This is a genomic window from Bradyrhizobium sp. WSM2254 (genome assembly GCF_000472645.1).
Classification (GTDB): domain Bacteria; phylum Pseudomonadota; class Alphaproteobacteria; order Rhizobiales; family Xanthobacteraceae; genus Bradyrhizobium; species Bradyrhizobium niftali.
In genome coordinates, this window is sequence record NZ_AXAB01000002.1 from 204,372 (window position 1) to 220,075 (window position 15,704).

Genomic DNA, 15,704 nt, shown 5'->3' on the forward strand with positions numbered 1-15,704 from the left:
GCGCAGGGGTTGCCACCTCCAGTATTTAGTTAAGAAAGAGTTAAGATGGAGCCAGGCCGGCTCAGGCCGACTGTTGCAGGGGCGAGCGCACGATCAGGCGGACGAGGTCGTCCCGCTGCTGCTTCACGGCGAATTTGACCGCAAAGCCGTTGTCGAATTTGCGGATGACGCGCCCGACGCAGGCGCCGACCGCAAGCGCGGTTCCGACCGGCGGGTCGTATTCGCAGGATATGGCGACGCCGGCCGTGGAGACGTCGATGATGAAGCAGGGATGGATGCTGCCGTCGGCGAGCGTCAGGAAGGTGTGCGAGACCTGCGGAACGAAGCGGGCGTCATTCCGCAGCTCCTGGACGTTGGCGTCCTTCTGCTTTTTCTCCAGCCAGGTCAGCTTCTCCGACATCCAGGCGCGCCGCGCCCGCGTCATGTCGAGTTCCATCAGGAAGCCCGACTTCAGCGTCGCGCTGATCGTGCACTGGAATTCGCCGAAATCCTGGAAATAGGACGTCACGCGCTCGCCGATCTTGCCGACGACGGGCACGTCCACGATCATGCGGAACGGCGAGACGCGCTTGGTCCGGCAGGCGAAGGTGCGGAGCTTGCCCTCGCAGTCGTACCAGCGCGGCAGCGAGTAGCTGCCGCTCACGGTGACTTCCACTGCACGCTGCCTGAGGAATTCTGCGACGGACATCAGCGCCAATCGGGTTGCGGAGTATTTCCGTAATTCAACGGTAGCGGTCAAAGTCTAAGCAAATGATACCGTCGCTCATGAGCAGGGGTAAATTTCCGGTAAACGCGCGGCTCGGTCATGCACATGGACAAGCGGCATAAGGTCCCGATTACGGGGCACGCGAATTCACAACATCGAGAGCGACGGTGCGGCCGTGGCGTTCAGAGAGATCCGAGCAGAACGAGACAAGCCAGCAAGGCCACAGCGATGAGAAGCCTGATCGTCGTCCAGGCCAGACTCTCCGCACCGATCTCCAATCCGAGCCACAGCAATGCGCGCCGCAGCGCGCGCGTTGCGAATGCTTCGACGATGGCGAGCGCGAGGGCGATGCCGGCAAGGAACGACCATGACTCGGCCGGGGGTATCCACGGCACCAGCCAGGCAGCTACGGTGCCTTTGAGGGACGCGAGCAGCGCGAGCCATCCGAACAGGTATGCGAAGTTCTTGATGATGTCGGGTCCGACCGCACCGGGCTCGAGGCGGATGCCGATCGCTGCGAGCGCGCGTTCGATGCGCTCACCGTCGGCCAAGAAGAGAAAGGCGCCGAGGTAGAGCGGAATGCGCGACATGAAGAAGAGGGCCATCAGCCCGAACAGAACCGCGTAGCCGTAGGCATCGCCGAGAATGTCCTTGCCGCTCGCGCGCGAGAGCTCCGGCGCGGTCGCGACTTGGCGCTGCGGAAGCGACCTGGCCCGCGCCATGTGCTCCAGCATCCTGGCGCGCCGGTCCGGTGCGTAGGGCGTCGTGCGGTGCATCCAGGGCGGCGGCGCCGGCGAGGCAACGCCGGCCTGGCCGTCCGAGGGAGATTTGGGCTGTTCCATGGGCCTGCACCGGTTCCAATCGGACGTTGGTCGGAGGTGAGGGCCGGGGAGGTTCACGGGTATGGCGGTGAATGTCGCCGCATCGGCCGCGAGCAGTCGCGCGGATGGCGCTCCCTAGCGGAATCGAACCGCTCTCTCCACCGTGAAAGGGTGGCGTCCTAACCGATAGACGAAGGGAGCAAACGCTAAGCCCCGCCGCTTTTGACGGCACGGCCGCCGCCGCTCGAGTCGTGCCCGGCGGCTTGCAGCGGGCGAACGTATAGTGGCCTTTCGGCCCGTGGGCAAGCCGTTCGGGAACGGTCTTTTGGAACCGTGGATAGCGCGGTCAAGGGGATGATTCGGAGCCGATTTCAACGGTTTCTTAGGGGTCTCTGAGATAGCGCTGGAGCGGGAGATTTCACGTCAATGCCACCGCCCAAGAAGCGCGCAGCCCGCAAGCTGCTGTCGCAGCACGCCTGGATCACGCTCGAGGGCGGATTCGCGGCGCGGCATTGCCTGGTCCAGGACATCTCGAGCTCGGGCGCCAAGATCACCCTGGACGAGGATGCAAGCCAGCTTCCGGGGGTGATCCGGCTGGCCTTCGCGCGCGATGCCCGCACCGGGCGGAACTGCCAGGTGGTCTGGCGCCGCGGCAAGTCGGCCGGGATCAAGTTCATCTGACATCGCCCTGGCGCTACCCGCATGGCGCGCGGCGCCTCGCCGGGCTAGAACGCCGGGATGCGCACGCCGCTCCTCATCCTGATCTCGTTGCTGGCCGCGCCCGCTTCCGCGGCCGATCGCTCACGCCTTCCGGCCGCCGAGCGGCCGCAGGCGGGCAAGACCTTGCCGCTGAAGGGCACGGGCGGGACGGCGAAGGCGAATTCCTGCGCCTCGTATGGACTTGGCTTCACCCTGGTCGAGGCGACCGGGACCTGCGTGAAGGTCGGCGGCTCGATCCGCGGCGATGCCGCGGTCCGGCGTTGAGCCGCATGGCGCCGGATCTGTTGCGCCTCGATATCGTCGTCCCCGTGCTGATGTATTGCGCGCTGCTGTGGTGGGTCGGCCGCGGCCTGAGCTGGACCGCGCGGCTCGCCACCGCGGTCGTGACGCTGGTGCTGATCATCTGCGTGCTGCTGGTCGAGCGCGGCTGGGGCTAGGGCGCCTTGTTCGGACGCGTTTTCTTCACGCGAACCGGCATCCACTTCGCTTGAAAACGCTCTGCAAACAAAAAACGCGAAAACAACCCCATGCACAGTAGCCGTCAAGTGCGGGCGTGACGCCGGCCGACCGCGCCAGAATGGCGATTCATCGCGCGCTCATCGCAGCTTAAGCCGCATCAGCGGCTCATGACATCGGCGGCGCGACGAACTGTGCAAATCCGGGGCGTTTGCCGAGCTCGGCGAGCCAGCGGGTCAGGTTCGGCTGCGCCGGGCGGGTGATGCCCTCGACGCCGAGCCAGCGCCGCGCATAGGAGCCGATCGCGATGTCGGCGAGCGTGAACTGCTCGCCCTCCATGAAGCGGCGCGTGGAGAGCAGGCGATCGGCGATCGCCCAGACCTCGGCGGCCGCATCGGCATCGCGCTGCACCTGGATCATGTCACGCTCGGCGGGCGCCGTGCGCACGATGCCCCAGAACACCGGGCGATCGACCGGCTGCACCGCCGACAGCGTCCAGTCGAGCCAGCGGTCGACGGACGTGCGCAGCTTCGGCGCGTCCGGGTAGATCGGCGTGCCGCGCCCATGCGCGAGGCAGAGATAGCGCATGATGGAATTCGATTCCCACAGCACGAAGTCGCCCTCGACCAGCGTCGGGATCCGCGCATTCGGGTTCATCGCGAGATACCCGGCCTCGCGGGTCTTGCCGTATTGCATGCCGGCGTCGATGCGCTCGTAGGGCAGGCCGAGCTCGGTGAGGCACCACAGCACCTTCTGCACGTTGACCGAATTGGCGCGGCCCCAGATCGTCAGCTTGGTGTCAGGCATGAAGCTCCTCCCGCGGCGTTGTTCGGTGTCGTAGCGTCGTAGCCCGGATGGAGCGAAGCGTAATCCGGGTGGCTTCGACCGCGACGGTCCCGGATTGCGCTGCGCTCCATCCGGGCTACGAGTCCACCGCTGCGCGGGTGATAGCGGAATTTCCTGTGCCGGACGACGGCGATTGCGGCGCGCCCCTCATGCAAAAAGCTCCGCCATGGGCAGAGCTTTCATTGCAGGTTGAACCAGGTGCTCAGTGCCCGAAGAACAGCCACAGCAGAATGATCACCGGGATCGGCACGCCCAGCATCCACAACAACAATCCTCGTCCCATTGCGTCCTCCTCCAATCATCTTGTCGAGGAGTGAACGTGCGCGGCGAGGGCTTGTTCCTATGGAAAAGGCCCTACCAGTGGCCGGTGTTGGGCATCGACGACCACGGCTCCTGTGGCGCCTTCGGCTCGCCCTTCTGCAGCAGCTCGATCGAGTGCAGATCGGGCGAGCGGACGAAGGCCATGTTGCCGTCGCGCGGCGGACGGTTGATGGTGACGCCGGCCTTCATCAGCTTCTCGCAAGTGGCATAGATGTCGTCGACCTCATAGGCGAGATGGCCGAAGAAGCGGTCCTCGCCGTACTTCTCCTCGTCCCAATTGTAGGTGAGCTCGACCAGCGGCGCGCCGCGGCTCGAGGGCTGCTTCTTCAGCGCCTCGAGATCGTCAGCCGAGCACAGGAACACCAGCGTGAAGCGCCCCTTGTCGTTCTCGATCCGCCGCACCTCCTTCAAGCCCAGCGCATCCTGGTAAAACTTCAGCGCGACATCGAGATTGCGCACGCGCAGCATGGTGTGGAGATATCGCATGGTTGTTGCTCCCTTGAACGGATGGGGTTTTGCTTTGGGCCGGGACGGCGGGGGTAGGAGATAGCAGGAAACGGGGAGGAGGGGCAGGGGGCGGGGGGCACGGGTGCGTGAGAGGGAACGGGTGCTGAGAAGTAAATCGGCCGAGTGTGGACGGGGGTGGCGATGGCAAACAACTAAATGCGTCGTCACCGCACGTTGAGGTAGTTGATTCGTTGACTGGTACTCAATTGGTGGTTTAGGACGAAAGGAGACAAGGGGAGGACAAATTGAAAGTTGAGGGGCCGCAGAAGTATAAGCTCACCATCACGCCAGATTCTTTCAAGGTCGAATGTGAGAAGGGCACCAATCGATTTTCGGGACTGGCGACGAACAACCAACCAAAGCTCTACATCATTAGCGTCAAAGGTAGACCGGTTTACGTTGGCCTCACGAGGCAGTCGGTAGGAAGCCGCCTTCGCTTCGGCATGAAGGCGAATGGAAAGAACGGTTACCACGGCTATGCTTGGCGCCATAAACACACGTCCGCTACCCTGAACGTTTGGTGCCACGTTGACGCCGAAGATAGAAGCGTAAGCGATATAGAGACGATCGAGGCTGAAGTGGTTTTTCTTATTCGCCAGTATCTCGACCAGTGGCCCGATTCACAGACGGAGATTCACTTCCATCCGTCGAATGCAAAGCATCGCGCAATTGCCAAAAAAATCTTAGATCACTTCAAGTCCAAAGGCACGTTTTAATCGCCGTTGTCTGCAAAGCCAGTAGGTAGCGATGCGAATGAATTGAGTGCACGGTCACCGTAATTCAAGGCCAACAGGATGGAGATGGCGAATGGATTTAGTGCACCGTAATTCGTGGTTTATAGCCTCCGCTTACTGCGGCCTTATTTGTTGGGCGATCTCGGTTAGTCTCTGCCGTTTCAGGTAATCACTAGGAAAGAAAATGCGTGGATTTGCGCCAGCTTCCTGCTGCAAGAGTGCTCTTACGCGCCCCAAAACAAGCTTTCCGCGACGCATGTCTGCGGGGTTAGCATTATAATCGGCCGCGGACTGGACAGCGATTTGGCCGTGATTGGGCGCGGCACCACCTGCCTGCCTGCGTCTGAATGCTTCTTCGGTCCGGAGGTTGACGATAGCCGCAAGCGATTTGTCCATGAGCTCTTGTGTGGCCTGGTCAATCAGCTCCTGAATGCGCGGGGCGGGTATATTCGGGTTTAGGAAGTGCAGATGGTCAGCGGAGAGGAAGTAGCTCTCGACATCATTCAGATCAGTGAGGAGCGGCTTGATGCCGCCCGCAGCTAAGCGCTGCTCGAAAGCGTCGGACCGGTCTGCGGCCATATAATCACGATCGCGATGAACGACCAACTTAACGTGCTGGGCTTTGTCTGCGAGAAACTGGCCCAGAACAACAGCGGCGTCGACCTTGCTGCAGCCGGTATATGACGCCACTGTAGTATCCTGTTCGACGAAACTGTTGCTCCATAAGATTGCCTTGAGGGCTTCTTTATCTGTGTCCTCGGTGGCCACTACACACCGAAGTTCGCCGTCAGCGAAGTAGTCGACGGAATCGAGAGCCCCAATGTCGAGTAGGACTGCGGTAGTAGTGAGATCCGGTTGGCTTACGACCGCGCCCTTGCTTAACCAGATGACACTGGCTCTCGACTTGAGCGCATCAAGGACGTGCCTTGAGTGCGTGCTAATAACGGCTTGAAAGCCGCGCTCACTTGCCAATCGCGATACGAGATCACAGAGAAGTCGCTGGTTGTCGGGGTGTAAGTGGGAATCTGGCTCATCCAGAATGAGAACTTGTGGCCTAAACAGAGAAATGTAGGCCAATAACTGGGAGGCCTGCAGGATTGATGTGCCGGCGGCATCAATCGGGTAGTGTTGTCCTCCTTGGCCGTCGAAGCCGAAGTGCACGATTATGTTTTCATCGGTATTTTCGTTGAAGTCCACATCGATCGTGATGCCGGGAAAGAGCGTCTGCATGTCGGATAGAAATCCGCCCCACGCTAAGTTATTTTGCCGAAGCATTCGAAGCACATTCCGGAGCGTGAGGTTAGCGTCCCCTCGCGCAACAATGCGCCGCACTACCCCTGGCGATAGGAAACGCTCTTCCTTTGGGACACCGGCCAATCCGGGAGCGTAGATCGTGAACGGGGTCCCAAGAGACATCAGCTGCTCGCCTATCGCGCGACCGGTGATGCTGACCGCAATGTTTCTATTGCGCCCGCGCCTAAGTCCAACCGTTGTGCGCAGGTCTCCTTCTGCCGAGAGTTCGATTTCGATCTGGCTCTGCCTGGGTTCGAGCAGATTTCCGCCAGTTGCCAGCGACAGGACGTCTGCAACCGGCGAATACAATAACTGTGATGGGTTGAACGAAAGCTCGTAAGCATCCTGGCGCCACGCCACGCCTTCACCTACTAGACGCGCCGTCTGCGCTATCGACACTGCGAAGTGCAATGCTTGAAGTATGCTACTTTTCCCGGAGTTGTTGGCGCCGATGAGTACCGTCACGTCATCCAGTGGAATCGTGACTTCTTCGATCCGTTTGAACCTTCGGATCGTCACGGATGTTAACCGGCTCATGTAAGCTCGACAGACTGTGAGGAAGGTGGGGAAATAGTTGAAACAGAATGCTATCAGAAGTTGACGTTCAAGAAAGGAAAAACGCCTCCGGGAGCCCGGCTCTTCTCCAAGGTATTAGTGGCAATCCACAGGGACGGCCCAAAGGGATTACGGTGACAGTGCACTCAATTGACGCTGTTTGGCTTGGAGGCTGCGTTGACCAATGAATTCAATGCACTGTCATCGTAATACCAGAACGTTGAGCGTGCCGGCAATGACCACTTGTGGTTTTGTTCGAGCCGGATATTGTGCGCTCTCTTCAAAGGGAGATTTCATGAAAAGGATTATCGCTGTTTCTGTATTACTGCTGTCAACCGTCGGCGCCTATGCCGCCTCGAACAGCACGCCGCACGCACTCGACTGCATGGCGAAGAATGGCTTCACACATGAAATGTGGGTAGCGAAGCGAGCGGGGACCAATGCGCAGGTCCAGTCCTACATCGCTTGCCGCGACGGCATTTCTGTCGAGAAGGCCAAGGTGGCCGGCAAGAAAGACGGCAATTTCGACACTTGGACGCCCAAGCGCTGATCGGAATTACGTGACAACGCACTAAACTACTTCTCGTCCGGCTCGGATGGTTTAGGCCCCCGCTTGCCTGGTTTGAGCGTTCGCTTTGTCAGCCGCTCGATATGGGTGAGGAAGCGCTCATCGCCGAGCGGCCGGCCGATACTCTCTGCGGCCCGCAAGCGCGCGAACATGTCCGCGTCCGGCTCGTCATCGAGGAGGTCGGCGAAACGGGGAAAGCGCTTCTGGATAGGAGCGAGGGCGGTGATCCCATCATCCTTGCCGCGTACGTGGGCGCGAGTGCTCGACCAGCGCCAATCCTGCGCACGCTCGACCAGCCGCGCACGCACCGGGTTGAGCGACACATAACGGAGTGCCGCTGCGATGGCGAATGAATTGAATGCACTGTCACGGTAGCGCACCGTCACCGTAGTGCGAATATCCAGATCTCGCTCACACCGTACTGACGTTCAGCCGCCGGCGCTGTCCATCATGTAGCTTCGAAAATGCAGATCAAGCGCGACGGAGCCCGCAGCAACGAGCAGGACGAGGATACTCGCATATGTCAGCGGCTTCCTCACATCTGCACGGAATGACCATGCGCCGAGGCCAAGGAATCCGATCCCGAAAGCGAGGCTGAACCAGGTCAGGCAGATGGCCAATTGCTGCTCGGCGCGATCCAGCTGAGACATGAATCCGTCGGGAAATCCCAGCCACGTGACGAACACCGATAGGCGCGCCGAACCTGCGAACATCAGGACTGCGAGTGCGAACGGATAGACATTCTTGCATGCCATGAATTGTCTCGGTTGGGCCGTCTGACTATCGTGCCGGTCGCACGGCACGCAGACTATGCGGTAAGTCATAGCCACATCATACACATTCGGCTCGATAAGATTTATAACCGGGCAGGTCGGAATTACGGTGACAGTGCACTTAATTGGCGCTCCGGCCAAGCTGCCGGCCGAAGCCCCCGGAGTGAGAAAGGGTGGCGATCGTGAATCAATTTAGTGCCCTGTCTCCATAATTCCTCTCTCTAGAGCGTCTGCTTCCAACCCAGATATTGCAGCGTCTCGTTTTCGGATGTGGCGCAGATCTTCTCCATCTTGCCTGGCTGAACAGTGGCGGACAGCTTGATCCTGACCTTGTTGCTTTTCACGGCAAAGGACACCGGGTAACCGCACTTGTTCTCAAACTTCTGGCAGACCACGTACGAACGCTCGTGAACGTTGCCTGCCCTGGCGCCGTTGTCCTGCTTGTCCTGGACGAGAAGACCTCCGCAGGCGGCTGTGTTGTTCGATCCGGCGGGCTCGCGCGGTGATGATGGTGGTGGCGTTGCCGGCTTTGGGGCAGCTCCGACACGGGTTACGACGATGCCACCTCGCGCGGTCATGGTGCCGTCGGCCTGCAGCGTGTAGTCGGTCTTGTACCCCCCGTTGTCGTAGGTCAGCACGTTGCCCGCACACGTCCAGGTGCCCTGAACGCAATTGCTGTTGTCGCTGCAAAGGGCCTGTCCGTCCGCTTGCAGCTTCGAGGTGTTGGTCTGGCCGCCGATGCCGTGGTGAACCCAGGTGCCGATGAATTTGTTGACGCAACTTGCCGCGGGCTGCCCCTGAGCAGCCGTGCAGAGCACCAGCGTCAAGGAAGTCGCGACATACAGTACTAACTTCATTCGATTGCCCCCCAACAAATGATGCATCGACATCATAACCTGACTGATGTCCCGGATGGAACCGGCGACCTCTGGCCCCGTTCGGAATGACCGGGCGTCACTTCAGGGGTGCAGTCCAGTGCACGAGCCGGAGGCGGATCTGTTCGGCGCGCTGCGTTCAGCGGAGAGCATCGGCCGCCCGCTCGGCGATGACGCTTTCTGGCTAGCGTTGAGCGCCAGACCGGACATGTCCTCAAGCCAGCGAAGCGCGGGCACAAGCCATCCCGCAACAGAGGATGGATGAGTTAAGCTATTTAAGTGCACTGTCACGCAACGTGGATGCGCGGGAGATGAAGGCGTTGAGGTTGAAGCGGGAATCATTTGCTCGCAAAGGAGCCCATCTGGTCTGTACAACTCGCAGATGCGTCGCTAAATTGTTGCTATCTATGCAGAGAATGGGGGGTAGATTTTGAAGATTTATTTGATTTCGGCGGTTTTCACTGCGGCTTTGTCGAGCTTTGCGTTTGCCCAAGGCGTGCCTGACGACATCATGATCAACTCGCTACGCTGCGAGGCGGGCAAAATCGGTAAGAAGCTGCAACAGGCTAAACTGCCACTTGATAAAAAGATGGCGGTGACATGGAAGGATAGCCGAACCAACAACGGAGGGATTGGAGGGGGATTCAAATTCCCGATCTTCGATTTCGGGTTTTCGGGTGATTTAAGCAAAGAGGAGTTGAACGAGACTAGCTCGGAGGGGATCACCTTCAACCTTCACCCAGATAACTATGCGGTCTGCGGGGGATATAAGAAGCGCATCATTCCGGAAGGCGTAGGCGTTTATCGATGTCTTGGAGAGCAAAAATATCCCACCTTGTCGTATGCGCTCGAAAACAGTGCCGGCTCAGTCGGCTGCCACTACAAGGTCACTCTGGTCAAAAAGCTGAGTGGGAGTTTGAAGGTACCCGTATGGGGTGTGGAAGTAGGTCCCAGCGGCTCGTATGGTGACACGTCTGCATACGACATGGCGGTAGCTGCACCTCCCAAGAAGGAGTAGAGGCTAAAGCACCTTCATGTCTCGGCTCCTCGTTGAGCGGCAGCCCAAATGAATCGGCTGCCGTTCAGCAGTATCGCTATGTTGAAGGTTGCTGATTTCAGCGCGCTCAAGCTGTCGGAACAGCACGAGGGATTCCCCAGACTACGGCGAATTACGACGTGTAGCGTGGAGTGAACCCGCAGAGCCAGATGGGATTACGGTGACAGTGGGATTGCGGTGAAAGTGCACTTAATTGACGCTGCCCGCCAGGCGCGGACCGAAGCCGCGGGGTTAGTCGCATGGCGACGACAAATGAATTTAATGCACTGTCACCGTAATTCCTGTCACCGTAATTCAGTGCACTAAATTGACGTCAGCGCAGCGTCCCTAGCGCTTTGATCCCTCTTTGCCGAGCCGGGCCTCCTCAGCCTCGTCCACGAGCTTCAAGGCGATGCCGTCGTAGCTCAGCTTCAGCCCGCGGCCGACGGTCCAGATCCATCCCTCTCGGGCGTCCCTGGTCGGCTGGGCGTTGAACTGGTCGGAGATCGATTTGACGGCGGCGTCTTGCGGCCCCGGATTACTCAGCACCGCGTGGACGCGCCAGATGGGGTGCTTGGCGTCGACGTCGTCGCCATCGATCGTGAGCTTGGCGCCATCGACTGCGCATTCGAGGGTGTAGGACCCGCGAAGCTGGCGGCAGCGGTAGCGGCGTTGCGTGACGACCTTGTTTGCTTCGTCGAATGTCATCCCGGGGGAAAAGCCGAGGATGTCAGACTTTTTCACTGGGGACAGCGAGGCAGGCTTCAAAAAGCCCGGCTGGATCGCCACGAGGGCGGCAACGGCAACGATGATCAAGCCGGCGATAACAATGGCAATTTTCATCAGCCCCTCGCGAGAAACGCCCGACCATACAGTAGCCGAGGCATCCCGCCAGTCGGGCTTGGGCGTCATCGCCATGGGAGCTGTGCGGCGACAGTGCGTCGTGCTGTGCGTTCTTGCCCCGGACGCAGCGCAGCGCCTTCCGCGGTGCGCTGCAGAGCCGGGGCCTATCTATCGGCTGTGCAGTGTGTGGCTTGCTGGGTGCCGGCTCTGCGCAGCAGCGTTGCACGCTGCAGCGCGTCCGGGACACGAGTTCACCGTCCTAGGCCGCAATCCGCTGTTCGACAGGCGCGGTCAAGTATTTGAGCGCCTGTGCATGCTGCAGGTCAGGGACCGCAATCGCCGTGTGGCTGTAGCTCGCATGGGTCCGCGACCTTGCGATCGTGTCCAGGATCTCCTTGCCCTTGATGACATGAAGGCCCATGCCCTCTTCGGAAGGGAAGATTGCCAACACGACGTCATAGGCCGCGATGACGGCTTTGAGCGCCTCGGCCTTGTCTTCGGCGACATCAACAAACACGCGAACATCGGCCGCGAGTTCACGCAGCTCGTGAAAATCCAGCACTGTGGGATACTCCAACGCAACGATACCAAGGGGAGCTTGGATGCGTTGGGTTACTGAAGTGTCAACAACGCGGTCTGAACCACAGGTTTCACGATGAGGTATCTTGCGACCGCCCGTGAACGCCGCTGTTGCGCGCGAGAGCTACGTCACTTGGCGTAGCCCTGGGAACGGAGCCACGCGATCTTGCGATCGCCGTTGATCCAGTCGTCGGCATCCGCCTTGCTGGTGAATCCGGTGATTTCGCGCTGTTCGTGGTCGGGGTAGTCCGCCAGGATCTTCCAGTCGCCATCGGCGATCCGGACCGCTCTAAACGTCACTTTTGTTTTGGCCATGGCGGCACTATGCAGCAAATGCTCTCGAAAGAGAACCCGCCTTGGGATCACTCATCTTTCCGCGTCTCAGGGAGCAGGCAATGCTGCGGTTCATCGGCCCGCTGCTGTTCGTCTTGCTGTTCTATGCCGCCGTCAGGGCAAGGCAGGCAGGCCTCTCCGGTACCAGGGTCGTGCCCATTGTCGTCGTCGGCTCGGCCGGCATTGTTGTCCTGATGTTCGGAATCCTGGCGTTGGCTTCCGCGACTTCGGGTGATACGGGCATCGATGCTGCCTCGCGGCGAACCGGCAGAACCCTCTACGGTCATTGCTGAATTCGAATCGTCGCGTGTCGATACAGGCGCTGTTATCGCGCCCAAAGAGACGGAACTCACGTCAAACTGCGGCTTGCGTTTTCGGCCCCGATGGGTTCTAAGCCCGGTGACTTCCTGACCGCTGGCATGAATACAAAGCGCGCTGCGCGGCTTTGTCGCGTGCCCGGCACGGTACCCTCAAAGCGCGCGCGCACCCAATTCAGAAGGACGTTTGACATGGCGAAGATGACCAAGACTCAATTGATCGATGCGATTGCCGAGGGCACGCAGCTTGCGAAGAACGACGTGAAGTCGGTCATCGAGTACATGGCGACGGTCGGCTACAAGGAGCTCAACGAGTCCGGTGAGTTCGTCATTCCCGGTTTCGTGAAGATGTCGGTCGTGAACAAGCCGGCGACCGAAGCCCGCATGGGCGTCAATCCCTTCACCAAGGAGCCGATGCAGTTTGCGGCGAAGCCCGCGAGCAAGTCGGTGAAGGCCTCGCCGCTGAAGGTCGCCAAGGACGCTGTCTGATCCGGCCATCGCGCACCGCTTCTGCGCCCAGAGCCCCGTTCCGATGACGTCGGAGCGGGGCTCTTTGTTTTTCTCTCTTTGTTTTTCTCTCTTTGTTTTTCTCTTGGGCCGCGCGACGTCCGCAAAAGCGAAAACCCCGCCTGGGGGAAGCGGGGTTTTCTGATGGGGGTGAAGCCTGGGGGAAGCTTCAGAAATGAGACGCGCGAGCCTGGCAAAAGGTTCAGCCTCCGAAGACGAGATAGAGAAAACCCCGCACTTTCGCGCGGGGCTTTCCAAACTGACGGCGATGGGATTTCAGCGCCTGGCCGTCAACCTTAGCTCAAACCTAGGGTTGAAAATCCAAAAAGCAACAGCGCCGCGGTGACGGAGTATCTTCGTCAGGCGGCGCTGCCGTATGACTGGGCGCTGAAATCCCCAGCCTTGATGGGTCTTTGCTGCGCCCAAAAGGTTCAAGACGATGTGCATGGAAATCGCGCGCGAGGGGGCTGGACTTTTTGTTCTCATTTTGTTCCTATGAGCCATCATCTTTTGGAATCGCTCTTTTGGAATTTCTTGGGAGGTGACTCATGACCGTCGAAAAACAGCGCGAAGTGATCAGGCTCTGGAATCAGCTCAGGAAGGTCGAGGGCCCGGCGGCAGAAGAGCTGCGCATCCAGATCCTCGAATGCTTCTCCGAGAAGAGCAAAGAGAAGCGCGCGGCTTGATGAGCCTTCGGCCGGACGTCGGCCGCGATGGAGCGCGAGATCGTATCGTGTTTGCGGTGGTCGAGAAATTTCGGCGCCCAAGATGTCTGCCGGCGAAGATTTCTGCCGCCGAAGGCGCGGCGGCGCGCCGCTTCATCGATCGTTAGGAATCGCTCCGCGCTGATTTTCTCGACTCCGATTCGTTCTTCGAGAACGAAATGGAGTCGGATGCAGAACAAGTTGCGCTCCTCGACATCGATGCGAACGCGCGTGTCAGAACGAGACAACGTGAGGTGTCGCACAGTGCCGCTCTCGTCTCCCGCGCAGGACATTGGCGACGGGAGAGCGACATGGACGCGTGCCGGCTGATCGGGAGGTTCGTCGGGATCGCAGCAGTGTTCTGGTCCGACAGGCACGCAAGGTCATACGCAAGGCCGCGCAGCGGCAAGCTATCGGTGCGATCGATTTCGGTGAGGCGACATGACGGGAATATCCACACCGCTTGTTAAGAGTTGCTCCGCGCCGATTTCTTCGATTCCGATTCGTTCTTCGAGAACGAAATGCAGGCGAAGCTGGAACAAAGCCGGTCGGCGGATGGCGGGCCGGCCTTGGCGTTCGCGCAACGGCTGAAGCGGCAAGGTTCAAACCGCGCCGCGCCAACTCCTAACGAAAGCTTGCGCGGGAAGCGATAACCCTATTCGGTTAGGTTAAAAGCCCAATCGCGTTGCGCTTGCCGCGGATTGGAGTAGGTGTCTGGCAAGGACAAGAAGCGACTTTGCCAAGAAGCCATTTTGCCATGACACCATTTTCAGAGCCGTCCTTTTATCAAGGCGACCGGCATACCTACCGGCGCGTTGCCATCGTCGGCACGCTGTTCTGCCTCGCATTCGTGGTGATCAGTTTTTCGCTGCGACCGCAGCTCGAGGACACGCGCGTCGCGGTCAAGGCCGACCGGCTGGTGCGCACGGCAGGCCAGGCGCCGCACACCAATTAGCGTTCGTCACCGCAGATCCGGTCGTCGGCGCTCGCGCGCGGGCACGCAGTGCCGCGGCTCGCGAGCGCGACGAAGCCGGCATAGCCTGACAGGTTGAGCAAGACTTCGAGCCACACGGGCATGTCGGACCTCACTTGCGTGAAGACAACCTCAACTTGCATACGCGGCGCTTTGTTCCCGGCTCGCGGAAAAAAGATCCGCCGAAAAGCCAAAAGGAAGTGCGCCCTAGAGCCGGGAGGAGGGGTCGAGCCGCCGGCCGAGGGTCGCGACGGACTCGGAGGAGGGCTGTTCCCTGAGGAACTCGGCGATGGCCCGCGCCAGTTCGCCGTCGCTCATCGGCGTCGGCGGCGGGCGCAGGGTGCCGACACCGAAATTGCGGACGATCTCGTCGTAATGCTGATCGCCGGATCTGGGAACAAGTCGGCGGATACGAGCCAGCAAAGCGGATATCGGCAATCTTTCCTCCTCGGCGCTCCGCCCCGTTGGCAGTTGTTATTCCTTGCTGCCATTTGCTCCCGTGGAACTAAAAACCCCGCCAGCATCGCGGAGGATACTGACGGGGCTTTCGTGCTGGCCTTCACCGGATAGCGGAGGCTCGCACTTGCAAGTCCAACTGCCATGCGGCGAATTTCGTTCCGCTCGCATCGACATTTTTTGACGGGCTTCGGTTCCGCGCCGCGCGCAACCATCAAACGTCCCCAGCGTTGTCTCCCCTGGACGCGAAGGAGGAACTCATGAAGAAGACACTGGCAGTTCTGGCCACCGTCGCAGCCGTCGGCGTGACCGCGGTGGCGGCGCCTGCGCCTGCCGAGGCGCGCGGTCGCGGCATCGGTCCGGGCCTCGCATTCGGTCTAGCCGCCGGCGCGATCACCGCGGGCGCGATCGCTGCGTCCCACCCCTACGGCTATTACGGTCCGGGCTACGGCTATTATGACGGCCCGGCCTACTACGGTCCTGGCCCGTACGCCTATTATGGCGACGGACCGTATTATCGCCGCCACTATTACCGCCACTGGTAACGGTGGGCTAAGTGAAAAGCCCGGAGCGATGCTCCGGGCTTTTTTCATGCGTGGCGATCAGGCGAGCGCTACGGCCAGAGCGAGGGCCGCTCGACCTTGCGCGCGTTCTCGAGCGTCGAGACGAAATACTCTTCCCGCTCGCGCTTGAATTTCTCCTGGGTGGCACGGAAGGCGGCGACACGGGCGGCGATCTCTTCGCGTTCACGGATCTTGCGTTGTTCGTCTTCGGTCATGTC

The 15,704-nt window shown here is 60.2% G+C and carries 26 protein-coding genes and 1 tRNA gene; 12 read left to right on the forward strand and 15 right to left on the reverse strand.

The window, feature by feature from the left end; genetic code table 11:
* Positions 1 to 61 precede the first annotated feature (61 nt).
* From A3M7_RS0103440 to A3M7_RS0103450, 3 genes are all read right to left on the reverse strand, one after another.
* Complete coding sequence (locus A3M7_RS0103440; protein WP_027542667.1) at positions 62 to 688, reverse strand: pilus assembly protein PilZ; 627 nt, start codon at positions 686 to 688, stop codon at positions 62 to 64.
* 200 nt (positions 689 to 888) lie between these two features.
* Positions 889 to 1,548 (reverse strand): hypothetical protein, encoded by a 660-nt coding sequence (locus A3M7_RS0103445; protein WP_027542668.1) that lies wholly within the window; start codon positions 1,546 to 1,548, stop codon positions 889 to 891.
* Positions 1,549 to 1,653: 105 nt separating this feature from the next.
* Positions 1,654 to 1,728: transfer RNA gene (locus A3M7_RS0103450), tRNA-Glu, on the reverse strand.
* A 225-nt stretch (positions 1,729 to 1,953) separates the two neighbouring features.
* Here A3M7_RS0103450 and A3M7_RS0103455 point away from each other — a divergent pair.
* From A3M7_RS0103455 to A3M7_RS46080, 3 genes are read left to right on the forward strand one after another with little or no spacing between them, the layout of a single operon-like run.
* The gene (locus A3M7_RS0103455) at positions 1,954 to 2,208 is read left to right on the forward strand and encodes a PilZ domain-containing protein (RefSeq protein ID WP_027542669.1); all 255 of its coding nucleotides are present in this window, start codon (positions 1,954 to 1,956) and stop codon (positions 2,206 to 2,208) included.
* Positions 2,209 to 2,265: 57 nt separating this feature from the next.
* On the forward strand, positions 2,266 to 2,511 hold the full coding sequence (locus A3M7_RS0103460; protein ID WP_027542670.1) for a hypothetical protein: 246 nt from the start codon (positions 2,266 to 2,268) through the stop codon (positions 2,509 to 2,511).
* A gap of 5 nt (positions 2,512 to 2,516) precedes the next feature.
* Entirely contained in the window at positions 2,517 to 2,684 is a 168-nt protein-coding gene (locus A3M7_RS46080) for a hypothetical protein (RefSeq protein ID WP_084301564.1), read from the forward strand.
* 187 nt (positions 2,685 to 2,871) lie between these two features.
* Here A3M7_RS46080 and A3M7_RS0103470 read toward each other — a convergent pair whose 3' ends face one another.
* Together A3M7_RS0103470 and A3M7_RS0103480 are read right to left on the reverse strand one after the other, a co-directional pair.
* The gene (locus tag A3M7_RS0103470) at positions 2,872 to 3,510 is read right to left on the reverse strand and encodes a glutathione S-transferase family protein (protein ID WP_027542671.1); all 639 of its coding nucleotides are present in this window, start codon (positions 3,508 to 3,510) and stop codon (positions 2,872 to 2,874) included.
* 393 nt (positions 3,511 to 3,903) lie between these two features.
* Positions 3,904 to 4,356: a VOC family protein gene (locus tag A3M7_RS0103480; RefSeq protein ID WP_027542672.1), complete on the reverse strand. Its 453-nt coding sequence runs from the start codon at positions 4,354 to 4,356 to the stop codon at positions 3,904 to 3,906.
* Between the two features lie 266 nt (positions 4,357 to 4,622).
* On the opposite strand from A3M7_RS0103480, the gene A3M7_RS0103485 reads away from it, so the two are divergent.
* Complete coding sequence (locus tag A3M7_RS0103485; RefSeq protein ID WP_027542673.1) at positions 4,623 to 5,093, forward strand: hypothetical protein; 471 nt, start codon at positions 4,623 to 4,625, stop codon at positions 5,091 to 5,093.
* A 132-nt stretch (positions 5,094 to 5,225) separates the two neighbouring features.
* On the opposite strand, the gene A3M7_RS0103490 is transcribed toward A3M7_RS0103485, so the two are convergent.
* A complete protein-coding gene (locus tag A3M7_RS0103490) occupies positions 5,226 to 6,941 on the reverse strand; it encodes an AAA family ATPase (protein ID WP_027542674.1) in 1,716 nt (571 codons plus the stop codon).
* 313 nt (positions 6,942 to 7,254) lie between these two features.
* Here A3M7_RS0103490 and A3M7_RS0103495 point away from each other — a divergent pair, with 313 nt between their 5' ends.
* Positions 7,255 to 7,509: a hypothetical protein gene (locus A3M7_RS0103495; protein ID WP_027542675.1), complete on the forward strand. Its 255-nt coding sequence runs from the start codon at positions 7,255 to 7,257 to the stop codon at positions 7,507 to 7,509.
* Positions 7,510 to 7,535: 26 nt separating this feature from the next.
* Here the strand turns inward: A3M7_RS0103495 and A3M7_RS43690 are convergent, their stop codons facing one another.
* The 3 genes from A3M7_RS43690 to A3M7_RS0103510 form a co-directional block, all read right to left on the reverse strand.
* The gene (locus tag A3M7_RS43690) at positions 7,536 to 7,913 is read right to left on the reverse strand and encodes a hypothetical protein (protein ID WP_049823188.1); all 378 of its coding nucleotides are present in this window, start codon (positions 7,911 to 7,913) and stop codon (positions 7,536 to 7,538) included.
* Positions 7,914 to 7,955: 42 nt separating this feature from the next.
* A complete protein-coding gene (locus A3M7_RS0103505; RefSeq protein ID WP_156936811.1) occupies positions 7,956 to 8,240 on the reverse strand; it encodes a hypothetical protein in 285 nt (94 codons plus the stop codon).
* A 281-nt stretch (positions 8,241 to 8,521) separates the two neighbouring features.
* Positions 8,522 to 9,127 carry a hypothetical protein gene (locus tag A3M7_RS0103510; RefSeq protein ID WP_027542677.1) on the reverse strand — a complete coding sequence of 202 codons (606 nt, stop codon included), beginning with the start codon at positions 9,125 to 9,127 and terminating at the stop codon, positions 8,522 to 8,524.
* 478 nt (positions 9,128 to 9,605) lie between these two features.
* On the opposite strand from A3M7_RS0103510, the gene A3M7_RS0103515 reads away from it, so the two are divergent.
* Positions 9,606 to 10,193: a hypothetical protein gene (locus A3M7_RS0103515; RefSeq protein WP_027542678.1), complete on the forward strand. Its 588-nt coding sequence runs from the start codon at positions 9,606 to 9,608 to the stop codon at positions 10,191 to 10,193.
* Between the two features lie 366 nt (positions 10,194 to 10,559).
* On the opposite strand, the gene A3M7_RS0103520 is transcribed toward A3M7_RS0103515, so the two are convergent.
* The 3 genes from A3M7_RS0103520 to A3M7_RS0103530 form a co-directional block, all read right to left on the reverse strand.
* Positions 10,560 to 11,054, reverse strand: a complete 495-nt coding sequence (locus A3M7_RS0103520) for a hypothetical protein (protein ID WP_027542679.1) — start codon at positions 11,052 to 11,054, stop codon at positions 10,560 to 10,562.
* A 259-nt stretch (positions 11,055 to 11,313) separates the two neighbouring features.
* A complete protein-coding gene (locus A3M7_RS0103525; protein ID WP_027542680.1) occupies positions 11,314 to 11,616 on the reverse strand; it encodes a hypothetical protein in 303 nt (100 codons plus the stop codon).
* A gap of 146 nt (positions 11,617 to 11,762) precedes the next feature.
* The gene (locus A3M7_RS0103530; RefSeq protein ID WP_027542681.1) at positions 11,763 to 11,948 is read right to left on the reverse strand and encodes a hypothetical protein; all 186 of its coding nucleotides are present in this window, start codon (positions 11,946 to 11,948) and stop codon (positions 11,763 to 11,765) included.
* A gap of 80 nt (positions 11,949 to 12,028) precedes the next feature.
* On the opposite strand from A3M7_RS0103530, the gene A3M7_RS0103535 reads away from it, so the two are divergent.
* The 5 genes from A3M7_RS0103535 (at position 12,029) to A3M7_RS0103560 (ending at position 14,449) form a co-directional block, all read left to right on the forward strand.
* On the forward strand, positions 12,029 to 12,259 hold the full coding sequence (locus tag A3M7_RS0103535; RefSeq protein WP_027542682.1) for a hypothetical protein: 231 nt from the start codon (positions 12,029 to 12,031) through the stop codon (positions 12,257 to 12,259).
* Positions 12,260 to 12,475: 216 nt separating this feature from the next.
* Positions 12,476 to 12,772, forward strand: coding sequence for an HU family DNA-binding protein (locus A3M7_RS0103540; RefSeq protein WP_027542683.1), 297 nt, complete (start codon positions 12,476 to 12,478; stop codon positions 12,770 to 12,772).
* A gap of 193 nt (positions 12,773 to 12,965) precedes the next feature.
* Entirely contained in the window at positions 12,966 to 13,136 is a 171-nt protein-coding gene (locus A3M7_RS49470; protein WP_198033690.1) for a hypothetical protein, read from the forward strand.
* Positions 13,137 to 13,338: 202 nt separating this feature from the next.
* Entirely contained in the window at positions 13,339 to 13,476 is a 138-nt protein-coding gene (locus A3M7_RS49475) for a hypothetical protein (protein ID WP_167770612.1), read from the forward strand.
* A 775-nt stretch (positions 13,477 to 14,251) separates the two neighbouring features.
* Positions 14,252 to 14,449 carry a hypothetical protein gene (locus A3M7_RS0103560; protein WP_027542685.1) on the forward strand — a complete coding sequence of 66 codons (198 nt, stop codon included), beginning with the start codon at positions 14,252 to 14,254 and terminating at the stop codon, positions 14,447 to 14,449.
* On the opposite strand, the gene A3M7_RS51000 is transcribed toward A3M7_RS0103560, so the two are convergent.
* Complete coding sequence (locus A3M7_RS51000) at positions 14,446 to 14,571, reverse strand: hypothetical protein (protein WP_256374845.1); 126 nt, start codon at positions 14,569 to 14,571, stop codon at positions 14,446 to 14,448. The genes A3M7_RS0103560 and A3M7_RS51000 overlap by 4 nt on opposite strands.
* Positions 14,572 to 14,674: 103 nt before the next feature.
* A complete protein-coding gene (locus A3M7_RS0103570) occupies positions 14,675 to 14,905 on the reverse strand; it encodes a hypothetical protein (RefSeq protein ID WP_027542686.1) in 231 nt (76 codons plus the stop codon).
* A gap of 278 nt (positions 14,906 to 15,183) precedes the next feature.
* Between A3M7_RS0103570 and A3M7_RS0103575 the strand changes: the two genes are divergently transcribed.
* Positions 15,184 to 15,468 carry a hypothetical protein gene (locus A3M7_RS0103575; RefSeq protein WP_027542687.1) on the forward strand — a complete coding sequence of 95 codons (285 nt, stop codon included), beginning with the start codon at positions 15,184 to 15,186 and terminating at the stop codon, positions 15,466 to 15,468.
* A 68-nt stretch (positions 15,469 to 15,536) separates the two neighbouring features.
* On the opposite strand, the gene A3M7_RS49480 is transcribed toward A3M7_RS0103575, so the two are convergent.
* Positions 15,537 to 15,701, reverse strand: a complete 165-nt coding sequence (locus A3M7_RS49480; RefSeq protein ID WP_164933808.1) for a hypothetical protein — start codon at positions 15,699 to 15,701, stop codon at positions 15,537 to 15,539.
* Between the last annotated feature and the right edge of the window lie 3 nt (positions 15,702 to 15,704).

Bases quoted from the DNA above. Each gene is read 5' to 3' on its own strand.
- A3M7_RS0103440 (WP_027542667.1), bottom strand. From the start codon at position 688: ATGTCCGTCGCAGAATTCCTCAGGCAGCGTGCAGTGGAAGTCACCGTG.
- A3M7_RS0103445 (WP_027542668.1), bottom strand. From the start codon at position 1,548: ATGGAACAGCCCAAATCTCCCTCGGACGGCCAGGCCGGCGTTGCCTCG.
- A3M7_RS0103455 (WP_027542669.1), top strand. From the start codon at position 1,954: ATGCCACCGCCCAAGAAGCGCGCAGCCCGCAAGCTGCTGTCGCAGCAC.
- A3M7_RS0103460 (WP_027542670.1), top strand. From the start codon at position 2,266: ATGCGCACGCCGCTCCTCATCCTGATCTCGTTGCTGGCCGCGCCCGCT.
- A3M7_RS46080 (WP_084301564.1), top strand. From the start codon at position 2,517: ATGGCGCCGGATCTGTTGCGCCTCGATATCGTCGTCCCCGTGCTGATG.
- A3M7_RS0103470 (WP_027542671.1), bottom strand. From the start codon at position 3,510: ATGCCTGACACCAAGCTGACGATCTGGGGCCGCGCCAATTCGGTCAAC.
- A3M7_RS0103480 (WP_027542672.1), bottom strand. From the start codon at position 4,356: ATGCGATATCTCCACACCATGCTGCGCGTGCGCAATCTCGATGTCGCG.
- A3M7_RS0103490 (WP_027542674.1), bottom strand. From the start codon at position 6,941: ATGAGCCGGTTAACATCCGTGACGATCCGAAGGTTCAAACGGATCGAA.
- A3M7_RS0103495 (WP_027542675.1), top strand. From the start codon at position 7,255: ATGAAAAGGATTATCGCTGTTTCTGTATTACTGCTGTCAACCGTCGGC.
- A3M7_RS0103505 (WP_156936811.1), bottom strand. From the start codon at position 8,240: ATGTTCGCAGGTTCGGCGCGCCTATCGGTGTTCGTCACGTGGCTGGGA.
- A3M7_RS0103520 (WP_027542679.1), bottom strand. From the start codon at position 11,054: ATGAAAATTGCCATTGTTATCGCCGGCTTGATCATCGTTGCCGTTGCC.
- A3M7_RS0103530 (WP_027542681.1), bottom strand. From the start codon at position 11,948: ATGGCCAAAACAAAAGTGACGTTTAGAGCGGTCCGGATCGCCGATGGC.
- A3M7_RS0103535 (WP_027542682.1), top strand. From the start codon at position 12,029: ATGCTGCGGTTCATCGGCCCGCTGCTGTTCGTCTTGCTGTTCTATGCC.
- A3M7_RS0103540 (WP_027542683.1), top strand. From the start codon at position 12,476: ATGGCGAAGATGACCAAGACTCAATTGATCGATGCGATTGCCGAGGGC.
- A3M7_RS49470 (WP_198033690.1), top strand. From the start codon at position 12,966: ATGAGACGCGCGAGCCTGGCAAAAGGTTCAGCCTCCGAAGACGAGATA.
- A3M7_RS49475 (WP_167770612.1), top strand. From the start codon at position 13,339: ATGACCGTCGAAAAACAGCGCGAAGTGATCAGGCTCTGGAATCAGCTC.
- A3M7_RS0103560 (WP_027542685.1), top strand. From the start codon at position 14,252: ATGACACCATTTTCAGAGCCGTCCTTTTATCAAGGCGACCGGCATACC.
- A3M7_RS51000 (WP_256374845.1), bottom strand. From the start codon at position 14,571: ATGCCCGTGTGGCTCGAAGTCTTGCTCAACCTGTCAGGCTATGCCGGC.
- A3M7_RS0103575 (WP_027542687.1), top strand. From the start codon at position 15,184: ATGAAGAAGACACTGGCAGTTCTGGCCACCGTCGCAGCCGTCGGCGTG.
- A3M7_RS49480 (WP_164933808.1), bottom strand. From the start codon at position 15,701: ATGACCGAAGACGAACAACGCAAGATCCGTGAACGCGAAGAGATCGCC.